At 55.7% G+C, this 23,302-nt stretch carries 26 protein-coding genes; 15 read left to right on the forward strand and 11 right to left on the reverse strand.

What is annotated here, in order from left to right:
- Positions 1-190 precede the first annotated feature (190 nt).
- The 4 genes from ACOYXE_RS05380 to ACOYXE_RS05395 are packed head-to-tail and all read left to right on the forward strand — an operon-like array spanning position 191 to position 4,429.
- Positions 191-646 carry a (2Fe-2S)-binding protein gene (locus tag ACOYXE_RS05380; RefSeq protein ID WP_003224136.1) on the forward strand — a complete coding sequence of 152 codons (456 nt, stop codon included), beginning with the start codon at positions 191-193 and terminating at the stop codon, positions 644-646.
- A 19-nt stretch (positions 647-665) separates the two neighbouring features.
- On the forward strand, positions 666-2,828 hold the full coding sequence (locus tag ACOYXE_RS05385) for a xanthine dehydrogenase family protein molybdopterin-binding subunit (RefSeq protein WP_460928073.1): 2,163 nt from the start codon (positions 666-668) through the stop codon (positions 2,826-2,828).
- Position 2,829: 1 nt separating this feature from the next.
- Positions 2,830-3,408, forward strand: a complete 579-nt coding sequence (locus ACOYXE_RS05390; protein ID WP_160058415.1) for a hypothetical protein — start codon at positions 2,830-2,832, stop codon at positions 3,406-3,408.
- Between the two features lie 55 nt (positions 3,409-3,463).
- Positions 3,464-4,429, forward strand: a complete 966-nt coding sequence (locus ACOYXE_RS05395; protein WP_160058413.1) for a sensor domain-containing diguanylate cyclase — start codon at positions 3,464-3,466, stop codon at positions 4,427-4,429.
- A gap of 52 nt (positions 4,430-4,481) precedes the next feature.
- Here the strand turns inward: ACOYXE_RS05395 and ACOYXE_RS05400 are convergent, their stop codons facing one another.
- Entirely contained in the window at positions 4,482-4,775 is a 294-nt protein-coding gene (locus ACOYXE_RS05400; protein WP_160058411.1) for a putative quinol monooxygenase, read from the reverse strand.
- Between the two features lie 123 nt (positions 4,776-4,898).
- A complete protein-coding gene (gene pdxR, locus ACOYXE_RS05405) occupies positions 4,899-6,332 on the reverse strand; it encodes a MocR-like pyridoxine biosynthesis transcription factor PdxR (protein ID WP_460928076.1) in 1,434 nt (477 codons plus the stop codon).
- 312 nt (positions 6,333-6,644) lie between these two features.
- On the opposite strand from pdxR, the gene ACOYXE_RS05410 reads away from it, so the two are divergent.
- The gene (locus ACOYXE_RS05410) at positions 6,645-7,085 is read left to right on the forward strand and encodes a carboxymuconolactone decarboxylase family protein (protein WP_460928078.1); all 441 of its coding nucleotides are present in this window, start codon (positions 6,645-6,647) and stop codon (positions 7,083-7,085) included.
- Positions 7,086-7,185: 100 nt separating this feature from the next.
- Here the strand turns inward: ACOYXE_RS05410 and ACOYXE_RS05415 are convergent, their stop codons facing one another.
- The gene (locus tag ACOYXE_RS05415) at positions 7,186-7,500 is read right to left on the reverse strand and encodes a hypothetical protein (RefSeq protein WP_460928080.1); all 315 of its coding nucleotides are present in this window, start codon (positions 7,498-7,500) and stop codon (positions 7,186-7,188) included.
- A 207-nt stretch (positions 7,501-7,707) separates the two neighbouring features.
- On the opposite strand from ACOYXE_RS05415, the gene ACOYXE_RS05420 reads away from it, so the two are divergent.
- From ACOYXE_RS05420 to ACOYXE_RS05430, 3 genes are read left to right on the forward strand one after another with little or no spacing between them, the layout of a single operon-like run.
- Positions 7,708-8,373, forward strand: a complete 666-nt coding sequence (locus tag ACOYXE_RS05420; protein ID WP_095122850.1) for a secretin and TonB N-terminal domain-containing protein — start codon at positions 7,708-7,710, stop codon at positions 8,371-8,373.
- On the forward strand, positions 8,370-8,921 hold the full coding sequence (locus ACOYXE_RS05425) for an RNA polymerase sigma factor (protein ID WP_007913935.1): 552 nt from the start codon (positions 8,370-8,372) through the stop codon (positions 8,919-8,921). The genes ACOYXE_RS05420 and ACOYXE_RS05425 overlap by 4 nt, the downstream gene beginning before the upstream one ends.
- 31 nt (positions 8,922-8,952) lie before the next feature.
- Positions 8,953-9,891, forward strand: a complete 939-nt coding sequence (locus ACOYXE_RS05430; protein ID WP_460928082.1) for a FecR family protein — start codon at positions 8,953-8,955, stop codon at positions 9,889-9,891.
- A 770-nt stretch (positions 9,892-10,661) separates the two neighbouring features.
- Here ACOYXE_RS05430 and ACOYXE_RS05435 read toward each other — a convergent pair.
- Positions 10,662-11,270 (reverse strand): prepilin-type N-terminal cleavage/methylation domain-containing protein, encoded by a 609-nt coding sequence (locus ACOYXE_RS05435; protein ID WP_460928084.1) that lies wholly within the window; start codon positions 11,268-11,270, stop codon positions 10,662-10,664.
- Positions 11,267-11,713 (reverse strand): type II secretion system minor pseudopilin GspH, encoded by a 447-nt coding sequence (gspH, locus tag ACOYXE_RS05440; protein WP_460928086.1) that lies wholly within the window; start codon positions 11,711-11,713, stop codon positions 11,267-11,269. Before gspH ends, ACOYXE_RS05435 begins: the two co-directional genes overlap by 4 nt.
- A 120-nt stretch (positions 11,714-11,833) precedes the next feature.
- On the opposite strand from gspH, the gene ACOYXE_RS05445 reads away from it, so the two are divergent.
- The gene (locus ACOYXE_RS05445; protein ID WP_460928088.1) at positions 11,834-12,265 is read left to right on the forward strand and encodes a type II secretion system protein N; all 432 of its coding nucleotides are present in this window, start codon (positions 11,834-11,836) and stop codon (positions 12,263-12,265) included.
- Between the two features lie 317 nt (positions 12,266-12,582).
- Positions 12,583-13,566 carry a DUF4062 domain-containing protein gene (locus tag ACOYXE_RS05450; RefSeq protein ID WP_460928089.1) on the forward strand — a complete coding sequence of 328 codons (984 nt, stop codon included), beginning with the start codon at positions 12,583-12,585 and terminating at the stop codon, positions 13,564-13,566.
- Between the two features lie 314 nt (positions 13,567-13,880).
- Here ACOYXE_RS05450 and ACOYXE_RS05455 read toward each other — a convergent pair whose 3' ends face one another.
- Together ACOYXE_RS05455 and ACOYXE_RS05460 are read right to left on the reverse strand one after the other, a co-directional pair.
- Positions 13,881-15,053: a DUF1508 domain-containing protein gene (locus ACOYXE_RS05455; protein WP_460928091.1), complete on the reverse strand. Its 1,173-nt coding sequence runs from the start codon at positions 15,051-15,053 to the stop codon at positions 13,881-13,883.
- Positions 15,054-15,122: 69 nt separating this feature from the next.
- Positions 15,123-16,058 carry a hypothetical protein gene (locus ACOYXE_RS05460; RefSeq protein WP_457464399.1) on the reverse strand — a complete coding sequence of 312 codons (936 nt, stop codon included), beginning with the start codon at positions 16,056-16,058 and terminating at the stop codon, positions 15,123-15,125.
- A 745-nt stretch (positions 16,059-16,803) separates the two neighbouring features.
- On the opposite strand from ACOYXE_RS05460, the gene ACOYXE_RS05465 reads away from it, so the two are divergent.
- Positions 16,804-17,163, forward strand: coding sequence for a DUF6124 family protein (locus ACOYXE_RS05465; RefSeq protein WP_460928094.1), 360 nt, complete (start codon positions 16,804-16,806; stop codon positions 17,161-17,163).
- A 157-nt stretch (positions 17,164-17,320) separates the two neighbouring features.
- On the opposite strand, the gene ACOYXE_RS05470 is transcribed toward ACOYXE_RS05465, so the two are convergent.
- Positions 17,321-17,710: a hypothetical protein gene (locus ACOYXE_RS05470; RefSeq protein ID WP_460928095.1), complete on the reverse strand. Its 390-nt coding sequence runs from the start codon at positions 17,708-17,710 to the stop codon at positions 17,321-17,323.
- A 283-nt stretch (positions 17,711-17,993) separates the two neighbouring features.
- Between ACOYXE_RS05470 and ACOYXE_RS05475 the strand changes: the two genes are divergently transcribed.
- Complete coding sequence (locus tag ACOYXE_RS05475; protein WP_460928096.1) at positions 17,994-19,142, forward strand: hypothetical protein; 1,149 nt, start codon at positions 17,994-17,996, stop codon at positions 19,140-19,142.
- The gene (locus ACOYXE_RS05480) at positions 19,139-19,525 is read left to right on the forward strand and encodes a hypothetical protein (protein WP_460928098.1); all 387 of its coding nucleotides are present in this window, start codon (positions 19,139-19,141) and stop codon (positions 19,523-19,525) included. The genes ACOYXE_RS05475 and ACOYXE_RS05480 overlap by 4 nt, the downstream gene beginning before the upstream one ends.
- A gap of 128 nt (positions 19,526-19,653) precedes the next feature.
- Here the strand turns inward: ACOYXE_RS05480 and ACOYXE_RS05485 are convergent, their stop codons facing one another.
- Entirely contained in the window at positions 19,654-19,995 is a 342-nt protein-coding gene (locus ACOYXE_RS05485; RefSeq protein ID WP_460928100.1) for a hypothetical protein, read from the reverse strand.
- Positions 19,996-20,588: 593 nt separating this feature from the next.
- Between ACOYXE_RS05485 and ACOYXE_RS05490 the strand changes: the two genes are divergently transcribed.
- Positions 20,589-20,948 carry a DUF6124 family protein gene (locus tag ACOYXE_RS05490; RefSeq protein WP_460928102.1) on the forward strand — a complete coding sequence of 120 codons (360 nt, stop codon included), beginning with the start codon at positions 20,589-20,591 and terminating at the stop codon, positions 20,946-20,948.
- Between the two features lie 176 nt (positions 20,949-21,124).
- Here the strand turns inward: ACOYXE_RS05490 and ACOYXE_RS05495 are convergent, their stop codons facing one another.
- Positions 21,125-22,066 carry an aromatic alcohol reductase gene (locus ACOYXE_RS05495; RefSeq protein ID WP_460928104.1) on the reverse strand — a complete coding sequence of 314 codons (942 nt, stop codon included), beginning with the start codon at positions 22,064-22,066 and terminating at the stop codon, positions 21,125-21,127.
- A gap of 96 nt (positions 22,067-22,162) precedes the next feature.
- Here ACOYXE_RS05495 and ACOYXE_RS05500 point away from each other — a divergent pair, with 96 nt between their 5' ends.
- Positions 22,163-22,621, forward strand: coding sequence for a winged helix-turn-helix transcriptional regulator (locus ACOYXE_RS05500; protein ID WP_095122810.1), 459 nt, complete (start codon positions 22,163-22,165; stop codon positions 22,619-22,621).
- A gap of 111 nt (positions 22,622-22,732) precedes the next feature.
- Here the strand turns inward: ACOYXE_RS05500 and ACOYXE_RS05505 are convergent, their stop codons facing one another.
- On the reverse strand, positions 22,733-23,302 hold the full coding sequence (locus tag ACOYXE_RS05505) for a LemA family protein (protein WP_160058373.1): 570 nt from the start codon (positions 23,300-23,302) through the stop codon (positions 22,733-22,735).

The following is a 23,302-nucleotide window of genomic DNA, read 5'->3' on the forward strand; positions in this document are numbered from 1 at the left end:
ACAGTGCAGGCTCAGTGCGAGCCGTTATCAACTGTAGGATTAAAGTCGACATCTGCATGACCGGTGGTCGCAACGTCTGGCTTCACGCGCAAATTAGGCTTTGCTGAAAGGGATAAGCCGAGGCGCGCACAGGCATTGATGGCCGTAGCGACGCCCCTTCAGAACACCGTGAGTCTGAGGAATTTCCCCGATGCTGACCTTGAATATCAATGGCAAGGATCAGGAGCTCGATGTCCCTGCGGACATGCCGTTGCTCTGGGTCCTGCGCGATGTCGCGCACCTGACCGGTACCAAATTCGGCTGTGGCATGGCCCAGTGCGGGGCCTGCACCGTGCACGTTGACGGCGCGCCATTGCGCGCCTGCATCACCCCCGCAACAGCTGTGGCCCACGGCCAGAAAATCCTCACCATCGAAGGCCTGTCCACCGACGGCTCGCACCCGGTGCAGCAAGCCTGGGCCGAACTCGACGTGGTGCAGTGTGGTTATTGCCAATCGGGGCAGATCATGTCTGCGGCGGCACTGCTGGCGAAGATCCCCAAGCCCACCGACAGCGATATCGATCAGGCGCTCTCCGGCAATATTTGCCGTTGCGGCACCTATCCGCGCATTCGCGCAGCGGTGAAGCGTGCTTCGGAAATCGGCTGATTTTGTGGGGAGATAGACGATGAACAGTCCTGTATCGCGTCGGGGTTTTCTCAAAGGCAGCGCCGTGTTGGGCGGCGGGCTGGTGGTGGCGTTTGTCGTCCCCGGCGGCCACAAGTTTGCCTATGCAGCCGAAAATGAAGGCAAGGTGTTCGCGCCCAATGCGTTTTTGCGGATCGCGGCGGACAACAGCGTCACCGTGTTGCTCGGGCATTCAGAGATGGGCCAGGGCATCTGGACCGGCCTGACGATGTTGATTGCCGAGGAGCTGGATGCCGATTGGTCGAAGATCCGCGTCGAACACTCGCCGGCGTCAGCGGCGGATTACGGCATGCCGGGGTTTGGCGGCATGCAGATTACCGGCGGCTCGACGTCGACGTGGATGGAGTTTGACCGTTATCGCCTGGCCGGCGCGACCGCGCGGCAGATGTTGGTCGAGGCGGCGGCGAAGCGCTTTGAAGTGGCGCCATCGGCGATTCGCACCGAATCGGGCGTGGTCATCGCTGGCGATAAACGCGCCACCTACGGCGAGTTGGCGGATGCCGCCGGACAACTGCCGGTACCGGATCCGAAGTCGATTACGTTCAAGGAAGCCAAGGACTGGAAAGTCATTGGCAAACCGACCAAGCGCCTCGATACGCCGGAGAAAATCACCGGCCGCGCCAAGTTCGGCATGGACGTGCAGTTTGAAGGCTTGATGACAGCAATGGTCGCGCGCCCACCGGTATTCGGAGCCAGCGTTAAATCCTTCGAAGGTGCTGAAGCGCTGGCGGTGCCGGGCGTGCACAAAGTGCTGCAAGTGCCGACCGGTGTCGCGGTGATTGCCGAGCATTATTGGGCGGCGAAGCTGGGACGGGATGCGCTGAAGGTCGATTGGGATCTGGGGCCGAATGCAGACCTGAGCAGCGAAAAATTGCTGGAAAGTTTCCGCAAATTGGCCGCCACGCAAGGCACGTCAGCCAGTCAGGCTGGGGATGCCAAGGGCAGTTTCGGCAAGGCGGCGAAGAAAATCGACGTCGAATACAGCGTGCCGTATCTGGCCCATGCGCCGATGGAACCGCTCAATTGCACGGTGAAGATCAGCGCCGAGAAATGCGAGATCTGGACCGGTACGCAGTTTCAGACGCTCGATCAAATGGTCGCCGGCAAGATCACCGGGCTGAAACCGGAGCAGGTGGAAATCCACACCGAATTCCTCGGTGGCGGTTTTGGCCGCCGGGCCAACCCAACATCAGACTTTGTCGCCGAAGCGGTGCAAGTGGCGAAAGCCGCCGCCATGCCGGTGAAAACCGTGTGGTCGCGCGAGGATGACATTCGTGGCGGTTATTATCGTTCGATGTTCCTGCATCAAGCCAAGATCGGTTTGGGCGTCGATGGTTTACCGTCGAGCTGGCAGCACGTGTTGGTCGGCCAGTCGATCATGACCGGCACGCTGATGGAAGCGATGATGGTCAAGAACGGTATCGACCCGACCTCGGTCGAGGGTGTGGCCGACAGCCCTTACGTCAAAGGCCTGGCCAATCATCAGGTCGATCTGCATTCGCCGCAAACCGGGATCAATGTGCTGTGGTTGCGCTCCGTTGGCCACAGCCACACGGCGTTTGTCATGGAGTCGCTGATCGATGAAATGGCGACGGCGGCGGGCAAGGATCCGGTAGAGTACCGACGAACCTTGCTCAAGGATCATCCTCGGCATCTCGGCGTGCTCAATCTGGCGGTGGAAAAGGCCAACTGGAAAGCGCCGTTGCCGGACGGCCATGCGCTGGGGGTTTCGGTGCATGAGTCGTTCGGCAGTTATGTGGCGCAGGTGGCGGAGGTGTCGCAGGACAATCTGGCGATTCACGTGCATCGCGTGGTCTGTGCGGTGGACTGCGGGATCGCGGTGAATCCGCAGAGCATCGCGGCGCAAATGGAATCGTGCATCACTTTCGGTCTGGGCATGGCGTTGCACAGCAAACTGACGCTCAAGGACGGCGCGGTCGTACAGTCCAACTATCACGATTATCAGGTGCTGCGGCTTAACGAGATGCCGGTGGTCGAGGTGCACATCGTGCCCAGCAGCGACAAACCCGGCGGCATCGGCGAGGCCGGTGTGCCGCCGACCGCCCCAGCCGTGGCCAACGCGGTGTTCGCCCTGACCGGGCAGCGCCTGCGCGAGTTGCCGCTGCAACTGTCGGGGGTGTGAGATGAAACGACATCTAGTGTTGGGCACGGTGATCCTGCTGGGGCTTGGCGGTTATGCATCGGACTTGTTTGCCGATGATCAAGAGGCGCTGAAGGCGTTCACCACGGTGCAGAAAGTCTTCCAGAGTCCGCGTTGCCAGAACTGCCACATCCCCGGTGATTCGCCGCTGCAGTTCGACGCTGGCATCCCCCACGCGATGAACGTGGTGCGCGGCATGGACGGCAAGGGCGCCGCCGGTTTGCCGTGCGCGACCTGCCACGCGGAAAACAATCCGCCGGCCAGTTACGGCCCCCATGCGCCACCGGGCGCGCCGCACTGGAGCCTGCCGCCGGCGGCGCACAAAATGGCCTGGATCGGCCTGCCGCCGGACAAGCTTTGCGCGATGATCAAGGATCGTTCGAGCAACGGCGATCGCGACTTTGCCGCGCTGATCAAACATGTCAGCGAAGACAAACTGGTGCTGTGGGGCTGGAATCCTGGGGCAGGGCGTGCGCCCGTGCCAGTGCCGCACGATATTTTCGTTACGCAATTCAAGCTCTGGGCCGATGCGGGCGGGCCTTGTCCGGTGGCGCAAATGTGAGCCATTGCCAAATTAGCGCTACGCTTGAAAGCATTGTTGCCAATGGAGTGTGCTGATGCTGGTTCCAGGAAAACCTGCGAATGAAACGGCGCGAGTTCAAGCGCTGCACGGTCTCGAACTGCTCGATTCCGCCCCTGAAGAGCGTTTCGACCGACTGACACGGCTGGCGAAACGCCTGTTCAATGTGCCGATTGCACTGGTGACGCTGGTCGACACCAATCGGCAGTGGTTCAAGTCCTGTGTGGGCCTGGATGCCACTGAAACGCCCAGGGATATTTCATTCTGCGGACACGCGATTTTGCAGAACGATCTGCTGTTGGTGCCCGACGCCCGCGAGGATGTGCGCTTCCATGACAATCCGCTGGTGACTGGCGCGCCGAACATCCGCTTCTACGCCGGCTACCCGCTGACTGTGCCCAACGGCAATAAAATGGGCACGCTGTGCTTGATCGACACCAAGCCCCGCGACCTCGACGAGGAAGAGCGCGCATTGTTGCGCGATCTGGCCGAGATGGCCGAGCAAGAGCTGACGGCCGTGCAGATGGCGAGCATGGACGAGCTGACGCTGCTGTCCAATCGACGGGGCTTCAAGCAACTGGCCCAGCATGCGCTGGATGCCTGCGCACGGCTGGAGCGGCCGGCGACGTTGCTGTTTTTCGACCTCAATGACTTCAAGCAGATCAACGATCTGTATGGCCATGCCGAGGGTGACAGTGCGCTGAAGACCTTTGCTGATGTGCTGCGCATTGCCTTTCGCGAGAGCGATGTGGTCGGCCGGCTGGGCGGAGATGAGTTTGTAGCGTTGCTGACCGGTTCCAGCCATGTTGAAACCACGACGATCATGGCGCGGCTCAAGGACATCCTTGAAGAGCGCAACGCCACACTGCATCGAGGGTATGCGATTCGCTTCAGCGTCGGCCAGATTGAATACGACGCCAAACGCCATGAGACCGTGGACCGGTTGCTGGCGGATGCCGATAGCGCGATGTATGTGCACAAGCAGGCCCTGAAGCGCTGCTAGGGAATGCACCGCAGATCCCTGTAGGAGTGAGCCTGCTCGCGAAGGCGTCAGGTCAAACGATGGGAAAGCTGTTGAAATCCACGCTATTGGCCAACCGGCTATCGATCAAATCGATAAACCCCTGCGCCTCGGGCCGGTTGAAATGCGCCTGCATCGCCGCTTCTGACTGCCAACGAGCACTGACCGTCCAGCGGTGGCTGTCCTCGGGGCAGCGGTCGACCAGGTAGGAATCGCAGCCCGGCGTTTCGCGCAGGGTGTCGACGATCTTCTGCAGTTGCTTGCCGAGTTCATCCGAGCGGCCGGCGGCAGCCTGCACTTGGACCGTGTTGATCACTTCATTGGACATTGCTCACACTCCTGAATCAGGCCGGACGAATCCTGCTCATTGAGGGATAACGCCTGTGCAGGATAGGCCTGCCGTCGTGAATCACCAATAACCAATCGGCAGTAAATGCGTTATACCAAAGGCTCATGACAGCTGTTCGAGGATGTCACGCAGGCGATCCAGAGCGATATCGATGTCCAGCGTTTCGATGGCGCCGAAGCCGAAATACAGGCCGTTCTTCGCCGGTTGCTGATGATAGAAACCGTTGATCGAGTACAGCCCGACTTCGACCTTTTTCGCCAGTTCGATCACCAGCGGCAAGTTGATCGGCACCTTGCAGAACACCGCCATATGAAACCCGGCGCAGGCCGGCACCGCCTCAAGCCATGGCGACAAATCATCCGCCATGCGCGCCAGAATCCGCTCACGGCGCTGCGCATAAATCGCATGACAGCGGCGGATATGCTTGAGCAGGCAACCTTCGGCGATGAACTTGGCCAATGCCCACTGCGGCAGGGTCGAGGCATGCAGATCGGTCAGTTGCTTGGCGCGGATCACCGCTTCGAGAATGGCCGGCGGCAGGATCGCATAACCCAGGCGCAATTCCGGCAGCAGGGTCTTCGAGAAGGTGCCGACGTAAGCGACGATGCCACGCTGATCGAGGTTGTACAGCGAATCGGTCGGCCGACCTTCGTAGCGAAACTCGCTGTCATAGTCGTCCTCGATGATGATCGCGCCCAGCTCATGAGCGCGAGCCAGCAAAGCTTCGCGGCGCGCCTGACTCATTGGCATGCCCAGCGGAAACTGATGCGACGGCGTGACATAGATGAGGCGCGTGCCATCGGGAATGTGCTCGACCTGAATGCCCTCGGCATCCACCGGAATCCCGACCACCTCGGCGCCATGGGTGCCGAACAACAGGCGTGCCGGCGGATAACCGGGGTCTTCCATTGCCACCAGACTGCCGGGGCGAATCAACACTCGGGTGATCAGGTCCAGCGCCTGTTGCGCGCCGTTGCACACGACGATGTCTTCATCCTGACAGTTGATCCCCCGGGAAAACGCGATGTGCCGGGCAATCGCATTGCGCAGCGCCGGCAAGCCCTCGGCGACACTGTAGAAGCCCTTGGACTGGCCCATCTGACGCATCGCATGGGCGACGCAGCGGCGCCAGTCATCCTGCGGAAACTGGCCCTTGCTGGTGGCGCCGCCGATAAAGTCGTAACGCAGCGAGCCTTCCAGCGTTGGGTGACGCAAGAACACCGGCAGATTGCGCCAGCTCTCGATCACTTCGGCACTGGCCAGTTCGCTGTGGCTTTGCTTGCGCTGGATCTGCGCCGGGCGCGCGTTGACGTAGGTGCCTTTGCCGATCACCCCAGTGAGGAAGTTTTCGTAAGTCAGCTGCGCATAGGTGTCGGAAATGGTCTTGCGTGAGATGCCCAGTTGCTCGGCGAGCAGACGGCTGGGCGGCAACTGCGTGCCAGCGGCCAAGCGCCCGGATTCGATTGCACCGCGCAGCTGCTGATACAACTGACCGGCGAGATCCTTGCGGCCGTTGATCACGACGTGAAGTTCCATACCGACGAGGCTCCCGGGGCTATTTGGCGTGTCCGCCAGATTACCGCTGCTGCGGGATCGGCAATAGTTGCCTACCCGAAAAACCCGAAATTGGCCTAGATCCCCTGTAGGAGTGAGCCTGCTCGCGATGACGGTGGCACATCCGACATCAATGTTGCCTGACACACCGCTATCGCGAGCAGGCTCACTCCTACAGGGATTTGTGCTCTGCTGATGGTGATTGGTGTAGCGGTTTTCCGTGCAATTGGGGCTGTAATGCATCGCTGTCGGCGTTTACGGTGAACTCATTATTCCGTCTAACGAGACCTGCCCATGTCCCCGCGCCTGGATTACTGCAACGCTTCGCCCAAAGCGATGAAAGCGATGATTGCCATGGAGGCGCTGACCGCCAACCTCAGCATCGAACAGCCGCTGCTGCAATTGATCCGCATCCGAGCCTCGCAACTCAATGGCTGCGCATTCTGCACCGACATGCACTCGGTGGATGCGCGACGGGCCGGGGAGAGTGATCGGCGTTTGTATGCGATCGCGGTGTGGCGCGACAGCAACTTCTTCAACCCGCGCGAGCGTGCGGCGCTGGCCTGGGCCGAGGCGGTGACGTTGTTGGCGGAGAGCCGTGTGCCTGATGAGGTGTATCAGCAGGCGCGCGAGCAATTCAACGAAGGGGAATTGGTCGACCTGACCATGGCCGTGACCACCATCAACAGCTGGAACCGCCTCGCGGTGAGCTTCCGCCAAACGCCTAGCGATTGAAGATCAAACGATCGCAGCCTTCGGCAGCTCCTACAGGGAAACGATCAAAATCCCATGTAGGAGCTGCCGAAGGCTGCGATCTTTTGATTTTGACGTTGCCCTAATTCGCCGGACGTTGCGGTTTCACCGAGGTGCCGAAGCTGTTGCCCATCCGCGTACTGGTCGCCGCCGGGGTCGCCAGCCCAACTTGGTTCGGCGGCCGCTTGTTCACCGGCACATTCAGCGCCTCTTGATTCTTCTCCGCCGCCGCAGCGCCTTCCGGGTTGTTGCCCATCTGCTGGCTCAGACAGTCATAATTCGGCGCCTTGTAACCGCCGACCGTCACTTCCACACAGCCCAACGGCTGCTCCGCATAAGCGCTCGACAGAGCCATCAACAACAGCCCGCCAAGGCTGATTCGCCACAGTGTTTTCATGCTCGCCTCCTGGCCGGCCCGAAGGAGCCGCGCTATGGCTTGAGTCTAGTGCAAGCCTTGCGCAATTCCCGTGATGGTTTTTTTGCACCGCCCGTCACACCAGATTCATAAACAGCCCTCAGGATGACGATTTCCAAGGATTCGTCAGCCGTGCAGCGAGGCAATTCCACGGACGGTTTTCAGCGTTCAACGAGGCTTGTGCGCCGGATGTGTCTGGGGTGGCTGCTTGGCTGTGCGGCGGGCCACGCCATGGCTGACGCGGTGCCGGCGGACTTGCGAATGACGCTGCACATTCCGGCACAGGATCTGGCGCACGCGCTGGATCAGTACAGCCACGCCACTGGCGTTGCGGTGCTGGTCGACAGTCAGTTGAGTCGCGGCCGACGTTCGCTCGCGGTGGACGGCGAATACACCGCCGCCGATGCCCTGCGTCGATTGCTCGGCGGCAGTGGTTTGATGGCGCGCTATGCCCGCGACGATGCGTTTACCTTGCAAGTGGCGCAGGTCGAAGACGTGCCGGCACCGCCGCAAAAACAGACGCCGGAAAGCGTCGCGGTCAACCGCAGTTACGCCACGGCGGTGCAGGCGGCGATCGAACGCAACCTGTGCCGCTCGCCGCTGACCCGTCCGGGCAGTTATCGCGCGGTGTTGCAGGTCTGGGTTGGCCGCGACGGCTTGGTGCAGCACAACCGGTTGGTCACTTCGACCGGTGATGTACGGCGCGACAACGCGCTGGTGGAAAGTTTTCGCAATCTCAAGATCGACCGGCCGACGCCCAGCGCCTTGCGTCAGCCGGTCACGTTGCTGTTGTTACCGGAGTCGTCAGGGAAACGCATGGAATGCACCAAATGGGAAGGAGTTTCCGGGGGATGAAAGACACCGGACAAGGTTCGATGGTCCAACTGTTCCTGACGTCCTACGAGGACTTTCGGGTGCGCCTGCGCAGGCGTCTCGGTTCGGAAGATCTGGCCAACGACGTGCTGCACGAAACCTACCTGCGCGTCGACCGCATGGAGACGCCGCCGAACGTCCTGCGGCCCAATGCCTACCTCTATCGCATGGCCCTGAACATCGCCGCCGACCGCCGCCAGGCCGACGCGCGCCTGCTCACCGGCGAGGAAGTCGAAGAGCTGCTGCAAATCGGCGACGAAGCGCTGGACCCGGCGCGGGTGGTGGGCGGGCAGAAGGAAATCCAGTCGCTGCTCAGTGCGTTGTACGAGCTGCCCGCACGGCGCCGGAAGATCTTCATCGCGGCGCGCCTGGAAGAGGCGCCGCACCTGGAAATCTCCCAGCGTTTCGGCATTTCCACGCGCATGGTCGAGAAGGAAATCAAAGCGGCGTTGGGCTTTTGCGCGGCGAAACTGGAAAGAAAAGTGTTTCAGCGGTTCGGTCGCGGGGCCGGAAAACCGTCTTCTGAATAGTGCCCGATCAATTCGTTGAGAATCTGCGCGTTTGAACATCTTTCGACTGACATCTGCCGAGCCATCGGCGGCCGACCATCTGCACAGCGAAGCCCGCGACTGGCTGGTCCTGCTGACCTCCGGCCGCGCCACCGTGGCCGACGCCCGCGCTCTGCGCGAATGGTGCGCGCAGAGTGCCGAACATGCCCGCGCGTTCGAAGAGGCCAAGCGGTTGTGGCACAACCTGCAACCTGCCGCGCAAGGCTTGCAGGCACCGCGCGGGTTTGGTCGACGTGCTTTTCTCGGTGGGGCGATTGCTGCGTCGGCGGCGTTTTTGCTGGTGCGCGGGACGATTCCTGGTGGTTTTGAAGGGCTGGGCGCGGACTACATCACTGAAGTTGGCCAGCAGCGTCGTTTCGAACCGGTGCAGGGTGTGAGCCTGGAGCTGAATACTCAGACGCGGATCAATCAGCGTGCAGTGTCTGACGGTGTGCAGGGGTTTGAACTGGTCAGTGGTGAGGTTGAAGTGCAGACCGCGCGGTTGCCGTTGGCGATGCAGGCTGGGGGAGGGTGGTTGCGCGCGAGTCAGGGGCGGTTCAATTTGCGTAATACCGATCAGCAGGTGTGTGTGACTTGTCTTGATGGTGCGGTTGAAGTGGATGTTGAGGGGCGTAGCCTGCGTCTTGAACCGGGGCAGCAGGTGATCTATGACGCGCGGCAGGTTGGCAGTGTGCAGAGTGTCGACACGGCGGCGGTGATGAATTGGCGTCAGCAAGTGTTGGTGTTTAATGGCGCTACGCTGAGTCAGATGATCGACGAGATCAACCGGTATCGGCCGGGGATGTTGTTGCTGCTTAATCGTGAGCTTGGGCAGCGGCGGGTGCAGGCGCGCTTTAGCCTTGACCAACTTGCTGGCGTTGCATTGCTGATTCGCGATGCTTATGGCGTCAAGTGCACTGAGTTGCCGGGTGGCGTTGTCGTTTTGAGTTAGTGGGTTTGATTGGGTACATATCCGTTGTTGCGGTAACGGCGGCTTAGGGTTTCGCCCTGACGGCGACTCACTTTTTTTACAAACGCCTAAAAAAAGTAAGCAAAAAAACGCTTGCTCCTACGTGCGGCCCGCTCGCTGGGGCTCGGGGTTCCTTCGCTCCGGGATCCATCCGGGCGCATCGCCTACGGTTTGCTTCGCTGCACCTCCTCTCGATGCATTTGGCTGCGCCAAACGGTCGCTGCGCTCCCACCCCCGGATGAATCCCTCCACTCAGCCTTCCGACGTCGCCCGTGGAACAAGATCAAAAGCTGCAGCCGAGCTAACGCTCATCCTGTTGAGTGGGGCGGCTTTGCCGCTCGGGCTGTACGCAAATTAAAACGGTGGGAGCGAGCCTGCTCGCGAAGACGGCCTGCCAGCCGACCAATCCCCAACTGACTCCACCCAATCCAACTGTAGGAGCGAGCCTGCTCGCGAAGACGGCCTGTCAGCCAACCAATCCCAACTGACTGCCCCCAATCCAATTGTGGGAGCGAGCCTGCTCGCGAAGACGGCCCACCAGCCAACCAATCTCTTGCGGATGACCCGATCCAACTGTAGGAGTGAGCCTGCTCGCGATGACGCCCTCACAGCCAACCACCCCCCAACTGACTACCCCCAATCCAAATGTAGGAGCTGCCGAAGGCTGCGATCTTTTGATCTTCAAAATCAAAGTCAAAAGATCGCAGCCTTCGGCAGCTCCTGCAGGAATATCCGATCAGAAGGGATATATGTCACTCCAACGGCCCAATCACCTGCCGATACTTCTCCACCCCCTGCGCCGTCCCCCGACTCAACCGAATCTCCAACCCCAACGGATCCTCCCGCCGATTCCCGCTCAACTGCCGCCACCCCTTATCCACCTCCCAAACCCGCACCTGCACATCACTGACTGCACTCAAAACAGCAACCCCATTCCCAGGCGCCGGCAACGGATACCGACTCCGCGCCTCAGCCGCCGCCCGATACAAAGTGTCGCCCTTGACCCACCACCGCACCCGCTGCAACGCCCCCGGCTGATCCGCCGCCGTGCGAATAATGTCCAGCCGAAAACCCTTACTGTCGCTACTGCGCACAGTCAGAGCGGGTGGGGCGCTCGGCGGCTCATCATCCACTCCAACCTTCTTCGGCTCGGTCAACTCAATCCCCGCCCGCATATCCACATCCCGCTGCAACTGATTCAGCGCCCGCAACAAACCGTCACTCTGCTCACTGCTCGCCTGCAAATGACTGTCCGCCCGCGTCACACTGTCCAGCCCCCGCCAGGCAATCAGACTCACCACCGCCATCAACAAAATCGCGACCATCACCTCAATCAACGTAAACCCTTGCTGGCGCTTCATTGCAGGCTGATCCTTCCGCTACCATCACGCAGCACACTCAAGCGATTCACCCCATCCGACAACGTCAACTGCAGCGGCGGATTAATCCACTCAGCGTTCAGCACAACCCTCTGTTTCGGCTCCACCCGCACCTCCATCTTCGGACTCTGCCAGGTACGCGGCCGCAACTGCGGATCCTGCGCGAAATGATCAAACCACTTGCCACTGTCACTGCGCCGACTAAAGCGAAACCCCTTGGCATCACTCACCCACACAATCGGCCGACCATCCGCGCGCGCCTCCGCCTGCGCCACCTGCAGCAACTGCGCCACACGCTCGGCATCCTTGCGCAGCAACTGCAACGGATCGGGCTTGATACTCAGGCTGATCGCCGCACTGGCGATGCCGATGATCACCAGCACCACCATCAACTCGATCAGCGTAAAACCCTCTTGCCTGTTCATCGCGCGCGCGCTCCTTTGCGTCCTGCGCCATCGTGCACGGCCAACATGTAAGGCATGTGAAATAAAACGGAGAGAATTGCCGCGTAGGCTGACAGCAGGGATAAAAAGGAGATTCAACCCATGACCTTCACCGCACGCGTTTCCCCACCACAAATGGTCCAGGCCCTCGCACTGCTCGCCGCGCTGGTCGGCGTGGCGACATGGTCGTCGCTGCTACTGACTTCCGCCGAATCCCACACCCCGGCAGCGGCCCCGCAGTTGCTGGCAGCGCGCAGCGATAGCCCGGCGTTGCAGTGGTTTTCCAATCAAACGGCGCCGGTGGATATCAAGGTGAGCGGGGTGATGGCGGGGAGTCGGGGGGCAGTGGCGATATTGAGTCTGAACGATGGGCCACCGAGGAGTTTTTTGCAGGGGGAGAAGGTGGGGCCTGGGGTGAAGTTGGTGGCGGTGGAGGGGGATGGGGTGGTGATTGAGCAGGGTGGGGAGCGGGTAAGGTTGGGGGTGGAGAGGGTGGTGGAGGGGGTGGAGTTGCCTAGGTTGGTGAGGCCGTGATTTGGAAGGTCGAAATTGGTTATTTCTGCTGTTTAATCGAGACCAGTTCAAGCGCCGCTGCAAAAAAGGAAGCGGACAAGCAAGGGGGTCTCGTTGTTGCATAAGGCCCGAAGCAGGTAATCGCGTAAATGCCCGATATCGGGCCAGATGCTGACGTTTACCTAAGGGGTGCTCCTGGCCAAAGTCCTCCACTAATTTCAATGTGAAAACGAGTCAAAGGCCTGTTCTCAGACCAGTCTATAAAGGTAAATACTGATGGACATTAGAGTGCTGTTTGGATATTTTCAGCGCTCAAGGAAATGCCTTTTGGTGGCTGAATGAAACGCAAATTACAAGTTTTTATATCTAGCACTTATCTCGATTTAATTGAAGAGCGTCAAGCGGCGGTGAGTGCTATTTTAAAAGCTGGGCATATCCCAGCAGGGATGGAGCTTTTTACAGCGGGCGATCGATCACAGCTAGATACTATTAATTCATGGATTGATGAATCTGATGTGTACATGCTCATTCTCGGGGGAAGATATGGTGCCGTAGAACCTATATCAAATGTTAGCTATACAGAGCTTGAGTTCGATTACGCGGCATCTCAGAATAAACCGATGTTTGCGGTTGTCATTAAAGATGATGCTCTTGAGGCCAAAATACGCGCTTATGGTACCGGGTTTTCCGAGAAGGTAAATCCAAAAGAGCTAACGCTTTTTCGTACAAAGGTTCTTAGTCGTATCTCTTCATTTTTTGAGGATGTGAAAGATATTAAGCTTTGTGTGCATGAGACACTTGCGGATTACTCAACAAATAGAGAGCTATCAGGCTGGGTGTCTGGAAATGAAATAGTGGATTCCAAGCCATTGATGGAAGAGATAAACAAACTATCTAGCGAGAATACCGATCTAAAAGAGAAGATTAGTCAGCTTGAACATCGCTTGGCTACCATTCCGGCCCCCAACAAAGAAGACTTCCCTAAATTTGACGAGCTGAAAGATGCCTTGTCAAAAACAAATATCAATTTACCAAAAGATCTTGTGGAGGGAGGTGAAGATGTTGAAATTACCTTGCTGAAAGCATTAGATGTAGCGAAAGATGCTCTTATAACAGGCGTTACTAATAGAGCGGGAATGTCCGACTATCATCGCTTTGTTTTTTTCAATATAAGCCCGAAGCTGCAAATTCACGGACTGGTTGATAACGAGAAAGTTGCAGGGGTTCAGTATCGCCGTTGCTACGTAACTCCCTTGGGGTTAAAGTTCTTGGCGTATCTTGAAAAATCAAAACTAAAGAGCGTTACGAATGAAGGGGGCTGATCTGTTTTCTGAAAAATAATTCTTTCTCCTTTTTTTGGAGTTTGTGTTTGCTTTCAGCTAGAAGTAGATCGTCCTGAGTGTCTGCTGCCTCTCCGTCCGGTAGACAAGTACAAAGCGGACAATTTAAACAGAAGTATGAGTTGGAGAAATACTCAGTAGCTGATGGGGAGTGCAGCCTGTTTGAAGTGTTTCTGAATGAGGTTAGATGCTTTTCGGAAAATTCTAGGAGCAAAAAATCTCGTATTGGATGGTATGGGCTGAATGATAACTCTTTTCAATAATAAGAGTGAAGAGTGTTGGTTTTTAAGACGTATTTAATCTTTGTATCTGTCTTTTAGATATCCTGCTACATGTTCGATTTCTGGGTAAATAGTAGATCTGGTTATTCCTAGGGATTCAAGTTGTTCTAGGATCTTAATTTTGTCGCCTCCCCGAATAATTATTCTGAACTCATCGCTTGTTAGCAAATATTCCTCAGGTACTGCAGAGGGCTTGCTTTTCTCTCCATCAACTCCAAAGAGAAGAAAGGCTCCATCCTGTTTTATTATCCTGGGGTTATCAAGTACTGGTTTAACGCAGACTACTGAAGAGATATCTATGGGGTTGACTCTTGCCACAAAATAAGGTTTCTCTCTTTGTATTTCTCTAACGAGCTTTATTACGTCGTCGTCAGAGTTGAAATCATTTTGGTTAAGACCTAAAGGAAAACGAGTATGCTGCGGAAGGCGACCAATGTTCGAGATTAAACTAACTCGGTCGCTGTCATAATATCTTATCTCTTTTTTTGGAATTTTAAATACGACGACCTCGGCATCAGTGGAGCCGCCATCAACGCATGAAAAATATAACGCGATTAGTGGGTTTGTTGTAATGTCCAGTAATCGCGTTGGGAGTGCGTAATGTTGCATTTTTACTAAAGTGTTGAATGTCGGGCCGGAAAGTTGAAAATCACTCGGGCAGCGTAAAACTAGCTCCTGAAATATCACATGCTCATTTCTAATCCATCCAGAATTTCTATATAAGCTTGGTAGCAGTTTGTACGAGGCATCACCATGACCTCTGAAAAAAATCACTGCCCCTGAATCTTGAGGTAGAGATTCGATAGCAGTTATATAGGTTCTTACACTACCGATTTTCTGTGCAACTCTTGAACCCCCCAACACATCTACGACAAGCGCATCGGAGGTTCCGTACTTCCTAATAGATTCGATTCCACGCTCTAAAGAAGCATCGCTTGAATATAACTGGCTGGAACCAAGAATGGCTCCATTTTCAGCCACTAAATTAAAATATGGCTTACCACTACTTGATAGTCTTTTTATAATTTTATCCGCTCGGCTGGAACTGGACATGGATTGTTTGATTGCTGACTTTACGTCATTATAATTTGTTAGTTGTTCGCCAACTACGACTGTTTCGTGGTTTGGCGCCTTCAAGGTGTAGTAATAATTGCCGTTGCTGGATTTTTTTATCTCGTACCTGCCCATGTGTTCTCCTTTATTTTTGATTTTTTTAGTGAAGCGTCGTCTGTGAGGGGGATATTAATGCTACATGTTTTAGTTGTTAAGGTGGTCGCCAAATAGGCGAGAGTAGGCGGTGTTGTTTTTTCTGAAGTTGACTGCTAGGGGGCCAGTTAAAACTATTGGTGAGTTCGGCGTGTGGAGCAGGGCAAAGGTTATCTTATAGAACAATAAAAACATAAACCAACAGTGCGCGTAGGTAGTGATCGACGCAGCACTACTTCGAAAAGGCGCGATGGATTTTGCATGGGCGCGATCGTTTCGAAACGCATAGCCGAGGCCGCTAACTAAAAAAAACAGAACCTCGGATTTAGTTAATTGAACGAATGAGGATTGCAATGACACTCTCTCAAGTCTGATGATTCTGCGTATTAGGGATGCTCCATTACGGCGGTCTTTCATGTTTTTGTAATCATAATTCGTCGATAAAAACTCCAAAATGGTCTGGAGTGAGGTGCTGATAACTGGTGGATTACCATTCGAAAAAAGCAGACGTTTAGCGTAGCTAGATAATTGAATTTGATTGCTGGTCGTGTAGCTGTATGGGCCAGACTCACATATTCTCTTCAGTAGATACTCGCATGTTTGAAAAGGAATGTTTTCAGTCAATTCAAAAAAGGCATCTGAAACATCTTTCTCCAATAAGAATAGTCCGTCGATAGCGGGGCAAACAATATTTCTGAGCTCATTGGTAATGTTGCCTTGGCCTCCAATCGCCTGCGACGTCAAATATTCAAAGCTTCGCCAAATCCAATCGAATGCGTGATCCGGTCTGAGCGGTAAACTATCTAAAGCATCCAGCATGTAGGAAACACAAATATGTAGGTGTTTATCGCTCGTGTTGGGAAGTTCATATGGGAAAAATAACTCCGATAGCTCTGTGTTGCCGAGCCGGATCTTAAATTTTTCTTCAGCATCAGACGTCAATGTCTGTGGCCACAAATTGAATTGATCGATACGGCGCTTTTTCATGGTATATATCCTTATAAGTTAAAAGAACTAGCGCGGTATGTCTTCAGGCGCCAAGTTTTAATTTTATTAATTTCAACGGTCACGCTTTTTACTTCAGCCTTGTACTTTGTATGTGGATGGCAAGAAGCTACCCAATTGCCATCATCTTGTCTACCGGTTGCTTTTCGTGGAGGCATCTTGGGCGTACATCTATCGAATGCCGATTCCAGGCGCTAAAAACGATCAAGCACCTGAAATGTAATCATCGGTAGGTTTCGTGCAGTGATGACAACGTCCGTGGGGTACTCATCCTGAAAGCTATTGCACGGGAAGAAGGGTAGTCGTAGAACAAAAGTCAAAGGGATAAGGGGACGGATCTATTCAATGAGATGTGATGCAATGAGGTCTCGATAAACACCAACGTTTAAAAAGACATCTCCAAACACTCTCCCAGGCTACACATCCTTGCGCCTTTGCCTACAGCTACGCCAGAATCCGCCGGCTTGTGCGCTTTTGGGTCGGATTCTATTGTGGTCCAGTCGCTGACGAATCAGCGATCGGGTTTGGTATCCCGGCTTAGACTTGGCGCATAGCGTCACCCGATACAGGCCTTTTTGGGGCTGTGTATTTATGGTGGCCATGCGCAGGGCGTCTTCGGGCGCGCCGGTTCTCCAAGTCACCGGTCTACCAACCTTCGTATGGCCACCACCCCTTCGTTTGGTAGCGAAAGATGATGGCTCCTTTTCTATGATTTGGAGATTCACTCATGATCAAACCAACACCCAACCCGCCCGAAACCGTCTCGGTTTCCCCCTATGAATCCATCGATTCCAAAAAACTCCACGAAGCCGCCGACCGCGCGCTCGACCATTACCTCTGTCCACCCGGTTCCACGCCGCCCCCACGTAAAAACCGTGGGATGTACGCCGTGACGGCGGACAACAAAACCGAAGAACTGCTGGTCGATGCCAGTGCAACACTCGCTTCGACCAAAACCATCGCCCAGAACGTCTCCAGCCTGTTGCCAGCATCGCAACGCCATGCGCTGTCGGGGATTGCGCAGTTGATCATGCTCGGTGAGTTGGCGGTGAATCGGGCGTTGGATAATTTGCAATTGCCGGAGTGATACGGGTGTCGGGATCACCTGGTGATTGATCGGGTGTTCATTCTGGCGCTTTCGCGAGCAAGCTCGCTCCCACAGGGTTTTATGCTGATTGCAGATGTTGCGTACGACGCTGAAACCTGTGGGAGCAGTTGATTATTACCGTGCCGTCTTCGTGTGGTTATTGAGGCGCTTCAGGACATTCACGGGTCCATCGCGTCACGGTCATGTCATTGAATTGCTCACCGATGGTATCGACGCGTAGGCAAGTTCCTTTCTTCGCGTAGTACAAGATGCAGCGCGAGCTATCAAACGAGCAGGTGTCCAGTTCGAAGAACTTGCGTGTAGCCAGCTCCTTCTCCACGCCGCTGTACTCATAGCCGTCGTTGATATGCATCCGCGTCGGCTTCCATCCTTGCTTGAGTAGCTTGGACTTGGCCGCTGCCAAACGCTCACCGACGACGATGTCTGCTGGCCCTCGCTGGTCGTTTGGCGCCTGTGAGGCATCGGCAAACGTTGAGCTGATACCCATGCAATAAAGTGCGACGAGTACGAGGGGTGAAGCCTTCATTTGGTTGTTCCTCCAGCCGATTTGTAGCTCGACAAAAACTCCGAGTACTCGGCACAAGTTCGCGGGTGGTCAGGCAAATCCTGCGATTATTCTATGTGTGGCCATCTGCTGCCATACAACCATTTTCCCTCACCAGTTATCCTGCGCACCCCGCGAATGACAGGAATCAGCCGTTTGGGCACAGCTTTTTAGGTTATGTCCTACAGCCAGCACTTGGTTTTTTCGATAGCGTCGGGCTGTCAGAACCTCAAGTCGGGATTCCTGAAGTGAACAAGGATGATGCATGAGTGAATATGGAAACGTACCAAGGCCCGCACTACCTAACCCGCCAAGAAAACAGGTCTACCGTGGCGTAGAACCGACTGATCTGCACGCCAAGCACTGGGCAGAATACCCTGAGGCTCTACCAGAGAAACCGGTTGCTGCGAAGCCGCCAGCGGAACCCGGTTTCTATATCGTTCAGCAAGTCATGCCGCGCTCTGCGCTGGAAGCAGCATTGTTCGATAAGCCGGATGGTGCAACGCTTGAGAAATTCACGCGCCTCAACCCTCACGTCACCGGGTACGCCAAGCCCGGGCAGCTCATCGTGTTGAGTGATCCGAACAATCCTCAGTGCACACGTGAAGAAGCGTTGCTCATGGAAGCGGCGCAGAAAGTGGACGCGGCGCTCAAACCCATGAGCGACGAAGAGGCGAGCTTCATGGTTCGCTATCAGAGCCAGATTGAGTCCATTCTTTCGCAAGGCTCAACATCAATCGGTGTGGGTGAATCGATCTTCGCTAAGAACCTGGGAGACGTGACAACCTCGCTGAAGGAAATCGAAACGCTGCACCAGAAAAGTTTTCAGCGTGACGGTCACTTGCGTAGTTCGGAGTTCTTTGATGAGCGCGCGCGACTGTTTGCCAAGCTTGATAGACAGCTCACCGGGTTAACCAGAAAGGGCATTGGTTTCCCTGATCACCCAAGTCTGAAATCAGCCCTCGGCATCTCAAGCAAAAGCTTGGTGCACCACTGGACCCTGGCCGGTGCTCCGGGACAGATTCCCGGTTACGGCACTCACGCAGAAGGTGTCGCCAGAGCGGCCAAGGTTGTGAAGTACGGTGGCTGGATTGGTACAGCGGTCGGGGGAGGGGCGTCTTACATGAAGGTTCAAGAAGTCTGTGCGGCAGGTAATAAGGATGCCTGCGAAAAGATCAAATATACCGAGGGTGGTAACTTCGTCGGAGGAGTGGCCGGCGGTGCTGCTACCGGTGCGTTTTTGACTGGTTCCACAGCGGGGATTATCTGTGTTGGCTTGGGTGTACCCACAGGCGGCATGGCAACCTTGGCATGTGGTGTCATCGTCGTAGCGGCGGGCTCATACGCTGGTGGAGCTCTTGGTGGAGCTACAGGCGAATGGGCCGGTGAGAAGATCTATGAGGCAAGCAAATGAGTTTGAACGTCGTTGATAAGGTACTTCTGTCCATTGCCATCGTTGATCTGGCAGGGCTAATTCTTTGGATAGGCGTCTGTTTGCACTTGGCCTATACGAAGATGGATTTTATGTTGGAGCACCTGAAGAATTGCTCAGCGATCATGACTCGGGCTCCGCTTCGGCATGGAGGGCCTTGGGGGAAGCTTTTGCTCGTAGGTGGTATTTCGGGAATTGTGACCTTTCCTCAGTTCTATTTGAAAAGGGGTGAGCTGAGCTCTGAAGATTTGGCCAGTTTCCCAGCCTCCCTCAAACGGAAGCTAGTGGTGCTGCAATGGAGCGTCATTTCTCTGTTGTTGGTCATGATCAGCTTTGGGATCGCTGTTAAGTCAGGTTTTGTTTAGCGGTGCTGAACACTGAGTCATCAAAGCCAAAAAATCTGCTTCCACCTCCGACACCAAAAAAAGGGACTGATTTATTTCCATAAAGTAAATCAGTCCCTTTGTTATCACTTTGTTGTCGATTTCTGGTTTCAATCCTTTTCAGGGCATTTGAAGTTCCAGGTATAAATTTTCATGTCTTTGACTTCTTCGCCGACAGTTCCTACACCTAAACAATCTCCGTTCTTGATGTAGTTGAAGCTGCAGAAACGGACGCCCTCCGTGCAAGACTCGATTTCATTGAAGCCTTTTCTTTGGATGACGTTCTCGACCCCGAACTCACCTGAGTAGGACGGATTCGGTTTCCAGCCATTTTTGATCAAAGCTTTTCGGGCATTCGAAAATGGCATTCCCTCTTTGATAGGAAGGTCCGCTGCGCTAGAAAATAAACTGAAGCAACATAAAAGCTTGATGGCTAATATTTTTAGTTTCATTTAACAGTACCGCCAAAAATCTACCGTCCATGTACATTTGCGTCGCTCAGAATGCCTGAGGCAAAAGTTGCGCTCAACATTTCTTACAGTCCTTTGATTGACTGTTGGTGAGTGGCTTCTGTCGAGTCGCTCGCAATGCCTTTACGCCCCGACTGGGTTTACGCTTTGAGCGCGAGGGAAATTGCCGGTAATGGGGCAGATTTGTTTGAGTGGGAAGGTGCCGCAGTAAGGTCTCGATAAACACCAACGTTTAAAAAGACATCTCCAGACACTCTCTCAGGCTACATACCCTTGCGCCTTTGCCTACAGCTACGCCAGAATCCGCCGGCTTGTGCGCCTAGGGGGCGGGTTCTATTGTGGTGCGGTCGCTGACGAATCAGCGATCGGGTTTCGCAGCCCGGATCAATCAAGGCGCACAGCGCTGCAACGTTGCCATCAAAAATGTTGGTAGCGATGCTTTATGGCGGCTGTGCGCGGGATACCTTCGGGTATGCCGGGTTCCTTGATTCCCGGTCTGCGAACCTGCGTACAGCTGCCACCTCCCTTCGTTTCGCAGCGAAATGTGGCGGCTCCAACAATCAAGGAGCTTCACCATGATCAAACCAACACCCAACCCGCCCGAAACCGTCTCGGTTTCCCCCTACGAATCCATCGATTCCAAAAAACTCCACGAAGCCGCCGACCGCGCGCTCGACCATTACCTCTGTCCGCCCGGTTCCACGCCGCCCCCACGTAAAAACCGTGGGATGTACGCCGTGACGGCGGACAACAAAACCGAAGAACTGCTGGTCGATGCCAGTGCAACACTCGCTTCGACCAAAACCATCGCCCAGAACGTCTCCAGCCTGTTGCCGGCATCGCAGCGCCAGGCGCTGGCGGGGATTGCGCAGTTGATCATGCTGGGGGAGTTGGCGGTGAATCGGGCGTTGGATAATTTGCAATTGCCGGACTGATGCGGGGGGCGGGATCACTTGGTGATTAATCGGGTGTTCATTCTGGCGCCTTCGCGAGCAGGCTCGCTCCCACCTTTGAGTGTGTTCCAAGGTGGGAGTGTGCTGGCTCTTCAGCCGCGATAAATGTCGAGAGACCTACTAGTCTCTGTACCTGCGATTGGGGGGCTTTCTTTACGTCAATCGACTGTCAGGTTATCCCGAGCCCACTGTTCAGCCGTGGTGACCTGAATCGACTGCTGTTCGTTGAAAGTCCCCGCTTTAGGCCACGACACGCCTCTGCCTTGGGCAAATACGGCGCGGTATTTTTTGATGTGGTGAGTGGGGTCTTTTTCCAGTTCCTGCATCAGGTACGGAATCGTCCAGACGTTACGCTTGAACGGCCGCCCCAGCACCCGTTCAAGCAGGCTCGCCACCTGCCCGTACGTCACCGTGTCGCCAGACAGGTACACGATCTCATTGCGAAAGCGCGGTTCGTAGAAAACGATGTCCGCTGTCAGCTTACCGATGTCCTCCGGTGTCGTGAGCGTCACACTGGTTTCCAGGCTGCCCAAGGCGTTGACGGTGTCGTTCTCAAAATCGACGACTTCAAATACCGGCTCGAACAGAAAACTGGTGAACATGCCGGTCGAGATGATCACCCACTCGGTTTTATCCTGGGCGCGGAGCAACTCGCGCACGTCGAGTTGCGCATCGAACAAATCCTGTGGGCTGCCCCGACCAATCACTTCGAAATCTACGCCAAACTGCCAAGGGAAATAGCGCTTCACGCCGGACCTGAGCGCAGCTGTCGCCAGTTTCATCGGCGTTTCGCGGCCGGCGACCATGCCGGCGCAGCCTATGACGGTGTCGAATGCTGCGAACACTTCGGCCAGTTGATCGATGGAATCGTTAACCAGGTCTGCAGCGACCATCTCGATACCCAGACTGCGCAGTTCATCGACTTCCCGCTTTTTCTCAGGGACTTGCGTGTTGATGGTCGAATCCCTGAGCAGGACGCTGATGGTGCTGCCGGGCGAGCGCTTGGCTACCCGCGCAAGATTGCGCAGCACCGGCAGGCCTAGCTCGCCGGCGCCGAGTACGAGAATGGATTGGGGGGAAGGGTGGGTCGCTGCGGTCATGATGTCTCCTGAGATCCGTCGTCTGTATGATTTGGCGATGCTGGCACGATTGCGCAGCGCTCAGAAGAAGGCACACGCGTGATACCAGGGGGACACATGACCGATGAGGAAACCCTTAGCCAGGCAGAAGCGATCTGCCAGACGCTAAGACGAGACGATGATGGCGTGCGGCGCGAAGTCCTGGCGCACGCCGGCAGCCGCTGGTCACTGGGCATCCTGCATGCCCTGGGTGTGTACGGCACGATGCGTCATGCCGAGATCAAACGGCAAATGACGGGCGTGACTCAGCGCATGTTGACCAAGACGCTGCGGGCGCTGGAACGTGATGGTCTGCTGATACGGCGGGAGTTGGATCAAGTGCCGCCCCATGTTGAGTACGAGCTGACGGCGTTGGGTATGGAGTTGTTGGTTCGCATGTCGCCGATTTGGACTTGGGTTGTGGAGCACGTGGATGATTTTCGCGAGGCGCGTCGTGTGTTTGATGGTCAGAGCGGGAAAAAGCCTGCTTGGCAGGTTCCGGTGGTGGGGCTGGTTGATTCAGAAGGGGCCGATTGAACGCTCGTGTCATTGAATGGTTCGCGCCCGAGAAATCAGCGGCGAATCTATTCAAGGGGACAGGTGATCGACCACCACCCTCACAGGTGATGGTTTGATGCTTAACGCAGGTTAGATATTCGGGGTGTAAGAGAAGCTCTGCGAAGCTTCGGTATCGGTGAATGGCGTAACGCGAGTTTTCTTGTTGAACAGGCCATTGACGACCGAGCCCGGGAACATCTCGATGGTGTTGTTGAACAGTTCGACGTTGCGGTTGTAGATGGTGATGGCCGCTCCGACGTTCTCTTGTTGTTCGGCAATTTCACGCATCATGTTGTTCGCCGCTTCTGATGCTTTCAGGTCAGGGTAGGCCTCGAAAGCGATGCGCAAGCCACCCATCAGCTCTCTCGAGGCGGTTTCAACTTTGGTGAGGGCATGGCCGTCCGCTCCAGCAGGCAGGGCGTGGACCGCGCTGCGCAGGCCGGTGATTTTTTCGAGGAGGCTGGCCTCAAAGACCATGAAGTCGGCGAGCACCTTTTGAAGCTGATCGAGCACCTTGGTCTTTTGGCGTTCGTAAACGAGGACGTCCGACCAGGCACGTTGTACTGCGTTGTGTCCCCCGATGATGTCGTTGTAGATGCCCAAGCCCACTAAGATGATGATGACGGCGATCACAGCGGAGAGGATGAGTGCAATGTCCAT

It is taken from the genome of Pseudomonas sp. MC6 (assembly GCF_054790575.1).

What these genes read in the sequence shown, in the direction of transcription:
- ACOYXE_RS05445 (WP_460928088.1), top strand. Translation starts at nt 11,834, where the DNA reads ATGACCTTCACCGCACGCGTTTCCCCACCACAAATGGTCCAGGCCCTC.
- ACOYXE_RS05500 (WP_095122810.1), top strand. Translation starts at nt 22,163, where the DNA reads ATGACCGATGAGGAAACCCTTAGCCAGGCAGAAGCGATCTGCCAGACG.
- ACOYXE_RS05450 (WP_460928089.1), top strand. Translation starts at nt 12,583, where the DNA reads ATGAAACGCAAATTACAAGTTTTTATATCTAGCACTTATCTCGATTTA.
- ACOYXE_RS05380 (WP_003224136.1), top strand. Translation starts at nt 191, where the DNA reads ATGCTGACCTTGAATATCAATGGCAAGGATCAGGAGCTCGATGTCCCT.
- ACOYXE_RS05475 (WP_460928096.1), top strand. Translation starts at nt 17,994, where the DNA reads ATGAGTGAATATGGAAACGTACCAAGGCCCGCACTACCTAACCCGCCA.
- ACOYXE_RS05490 (WP_460928102.1), top strand. Translation starts at nt 20,589, where the DNA reads ATGATCAAACCAACACCCAACCCGCCCGAAACCGTCTCGGTTTCCCCC.
- pdxR (WP_460928076.1), bottom strand. Translation starts at nt 6,332, where the DNA reads ATGGAACTTCACGTCGTGATCAACGGCCGCAAGGATCTCGCCGGTCAG.
- ACOYXE_RS05385 (WP_460928073.1), top strand. Translation starts at nt 666, where the DNA reads ATGAACAGTCCTGTATCGCGTCGGGGTTTTCTCAAAGGCAGCGCCGTG.
- ACOYXE_RS05495 (WP_460928104.1), bottom strand. Translation starts at nt 22,066, where the DNA reads ATGACCGCAGCGACCCACCCTTCCCCCCAATCCATTCTCGTACTCGGC.
- ACOYXE_RS05505 (WP_160058373.1), bottom strand. Translation starts at nt 23,302, where the DNA reads ATGGACATTGCACTCATCCTCTCCGCTGTGATCGCCGTCATCATCATC.
- gspH (WP_460928086.1), bottom strand. Translation starts at nt 11,713, where the DNA reads ATGAACAGGCAAGAGGGTTTTACGCTGATCGAGTTGATGGTGGTGCTG.
- ACOYXE_RS05485 (WP_460928100.1), bottom strand. Translation starts at nt 19,995, where the DNA reads ATGAAACTAAAAATATTAGCCATCAAGCTTTTATGTTGCTTCAGTTTA.
- ACOYXE_RS05390 (WP_160058415.1), top strand. Translation starts at nt 2,830, where the DNA reads ATGAAACGACATCTAGTGTTGGGCACGGTGATCCTGCTGGGGCTTGGC.
- ACOYXE_RS05455 (WP_460928091.1), bottom strand. Translation starts at nt 15,053, where the DNA reads ATGGGCAGGTACGAGATAAAAAAATCCAGCAACGGCAATTATTACTAC.
- ACOYXE_RS05410 (WP_460928078.1), top strand. Translation starts at nt 6,645, where the DNA reads ATGTCCCCGCGCCTGGATTACTGCAACGCTTCGCCCAAAGCGATGAAA.
- ACOYXE_RS05395 (WP_160058413.1), top strand. Translation starts at nt 3,464, where the DNA reads ATGCTGGTTCCAGGAAAACCTGCGAATGAAACGGCGCGAGTTCAAGCG.
- ACOYXE_RS05480 (WP_460928098.1), top strand. Translation starts at nt 19,139, where the DNA reads ATGAGTTTGAACGTCGTTGATAAGGTACTTCTGTCCATTGCCATCGTT.
- ACOYXE_RS05435 (WP_460928084.1), bottom strand. Translation starts at nt 11,270, where the DNA reads ATGAAGCGCCAGCAAGGGTTTACGTTGATTGAGGTGATGGTCGCGATT.
- ACOYXE_RS05415 (WP_460928080.1), bottom strand. Translation starts at nt 7,500, where the DNA reads ATGAAAACACTGTGGCGAATCAGCCTTGGCGGGCTGTTGTTGATGGCT.
- ACOYXE_RS05465 (WP_460928094.1), top strand. Translation starts at nt 16,804, where the DNA reads ATGATCAAACCAACACCCAACCCGCCCGAAACCGTCTCGGTTTCCCCC.
- ACOYXE_RS05470 (WP_460928095.1), bottom strand. Translation starts at nt 17,710, where the DNA reads ATGAAGGCTTCACCCCTCGTACTCGTCGCACTTTATTGCATGGGTATC.
- ACOYXE_RS05400 (WP_160058411.1), bottom strand. Translation starts at nt 4,775, where the DNA reads ATGTCCAATGAAGTGATCAACACGGTCCAAGTGCAGGCTGCCGCCGGC.
- ACOYXE_RS05420 (WP_095122850.1), top strand. Translation starts at nt 7,708, where the DNA reads ATGTGTCTGGGGTGGCTGCTTGGCTGTGCGGCGGGCCACGCCATGGCT.
- ACOYXE_RS05425 (WP_007913935.1), top strand. Translation starts at nt 8,370, where the DNA reads ATGAAAGACACCGGACAAGGTTCGATGGTCCAACTGTTCCTGACGTCC.
- ACOYXE_RS05460 (WP_457464399.1), bottom strand. Translation starts at nt 16,058, where the DNA reads ATGAAAAAGCGCCGTATCGATCAATTCAATTTGTGGCCACAGACATTG.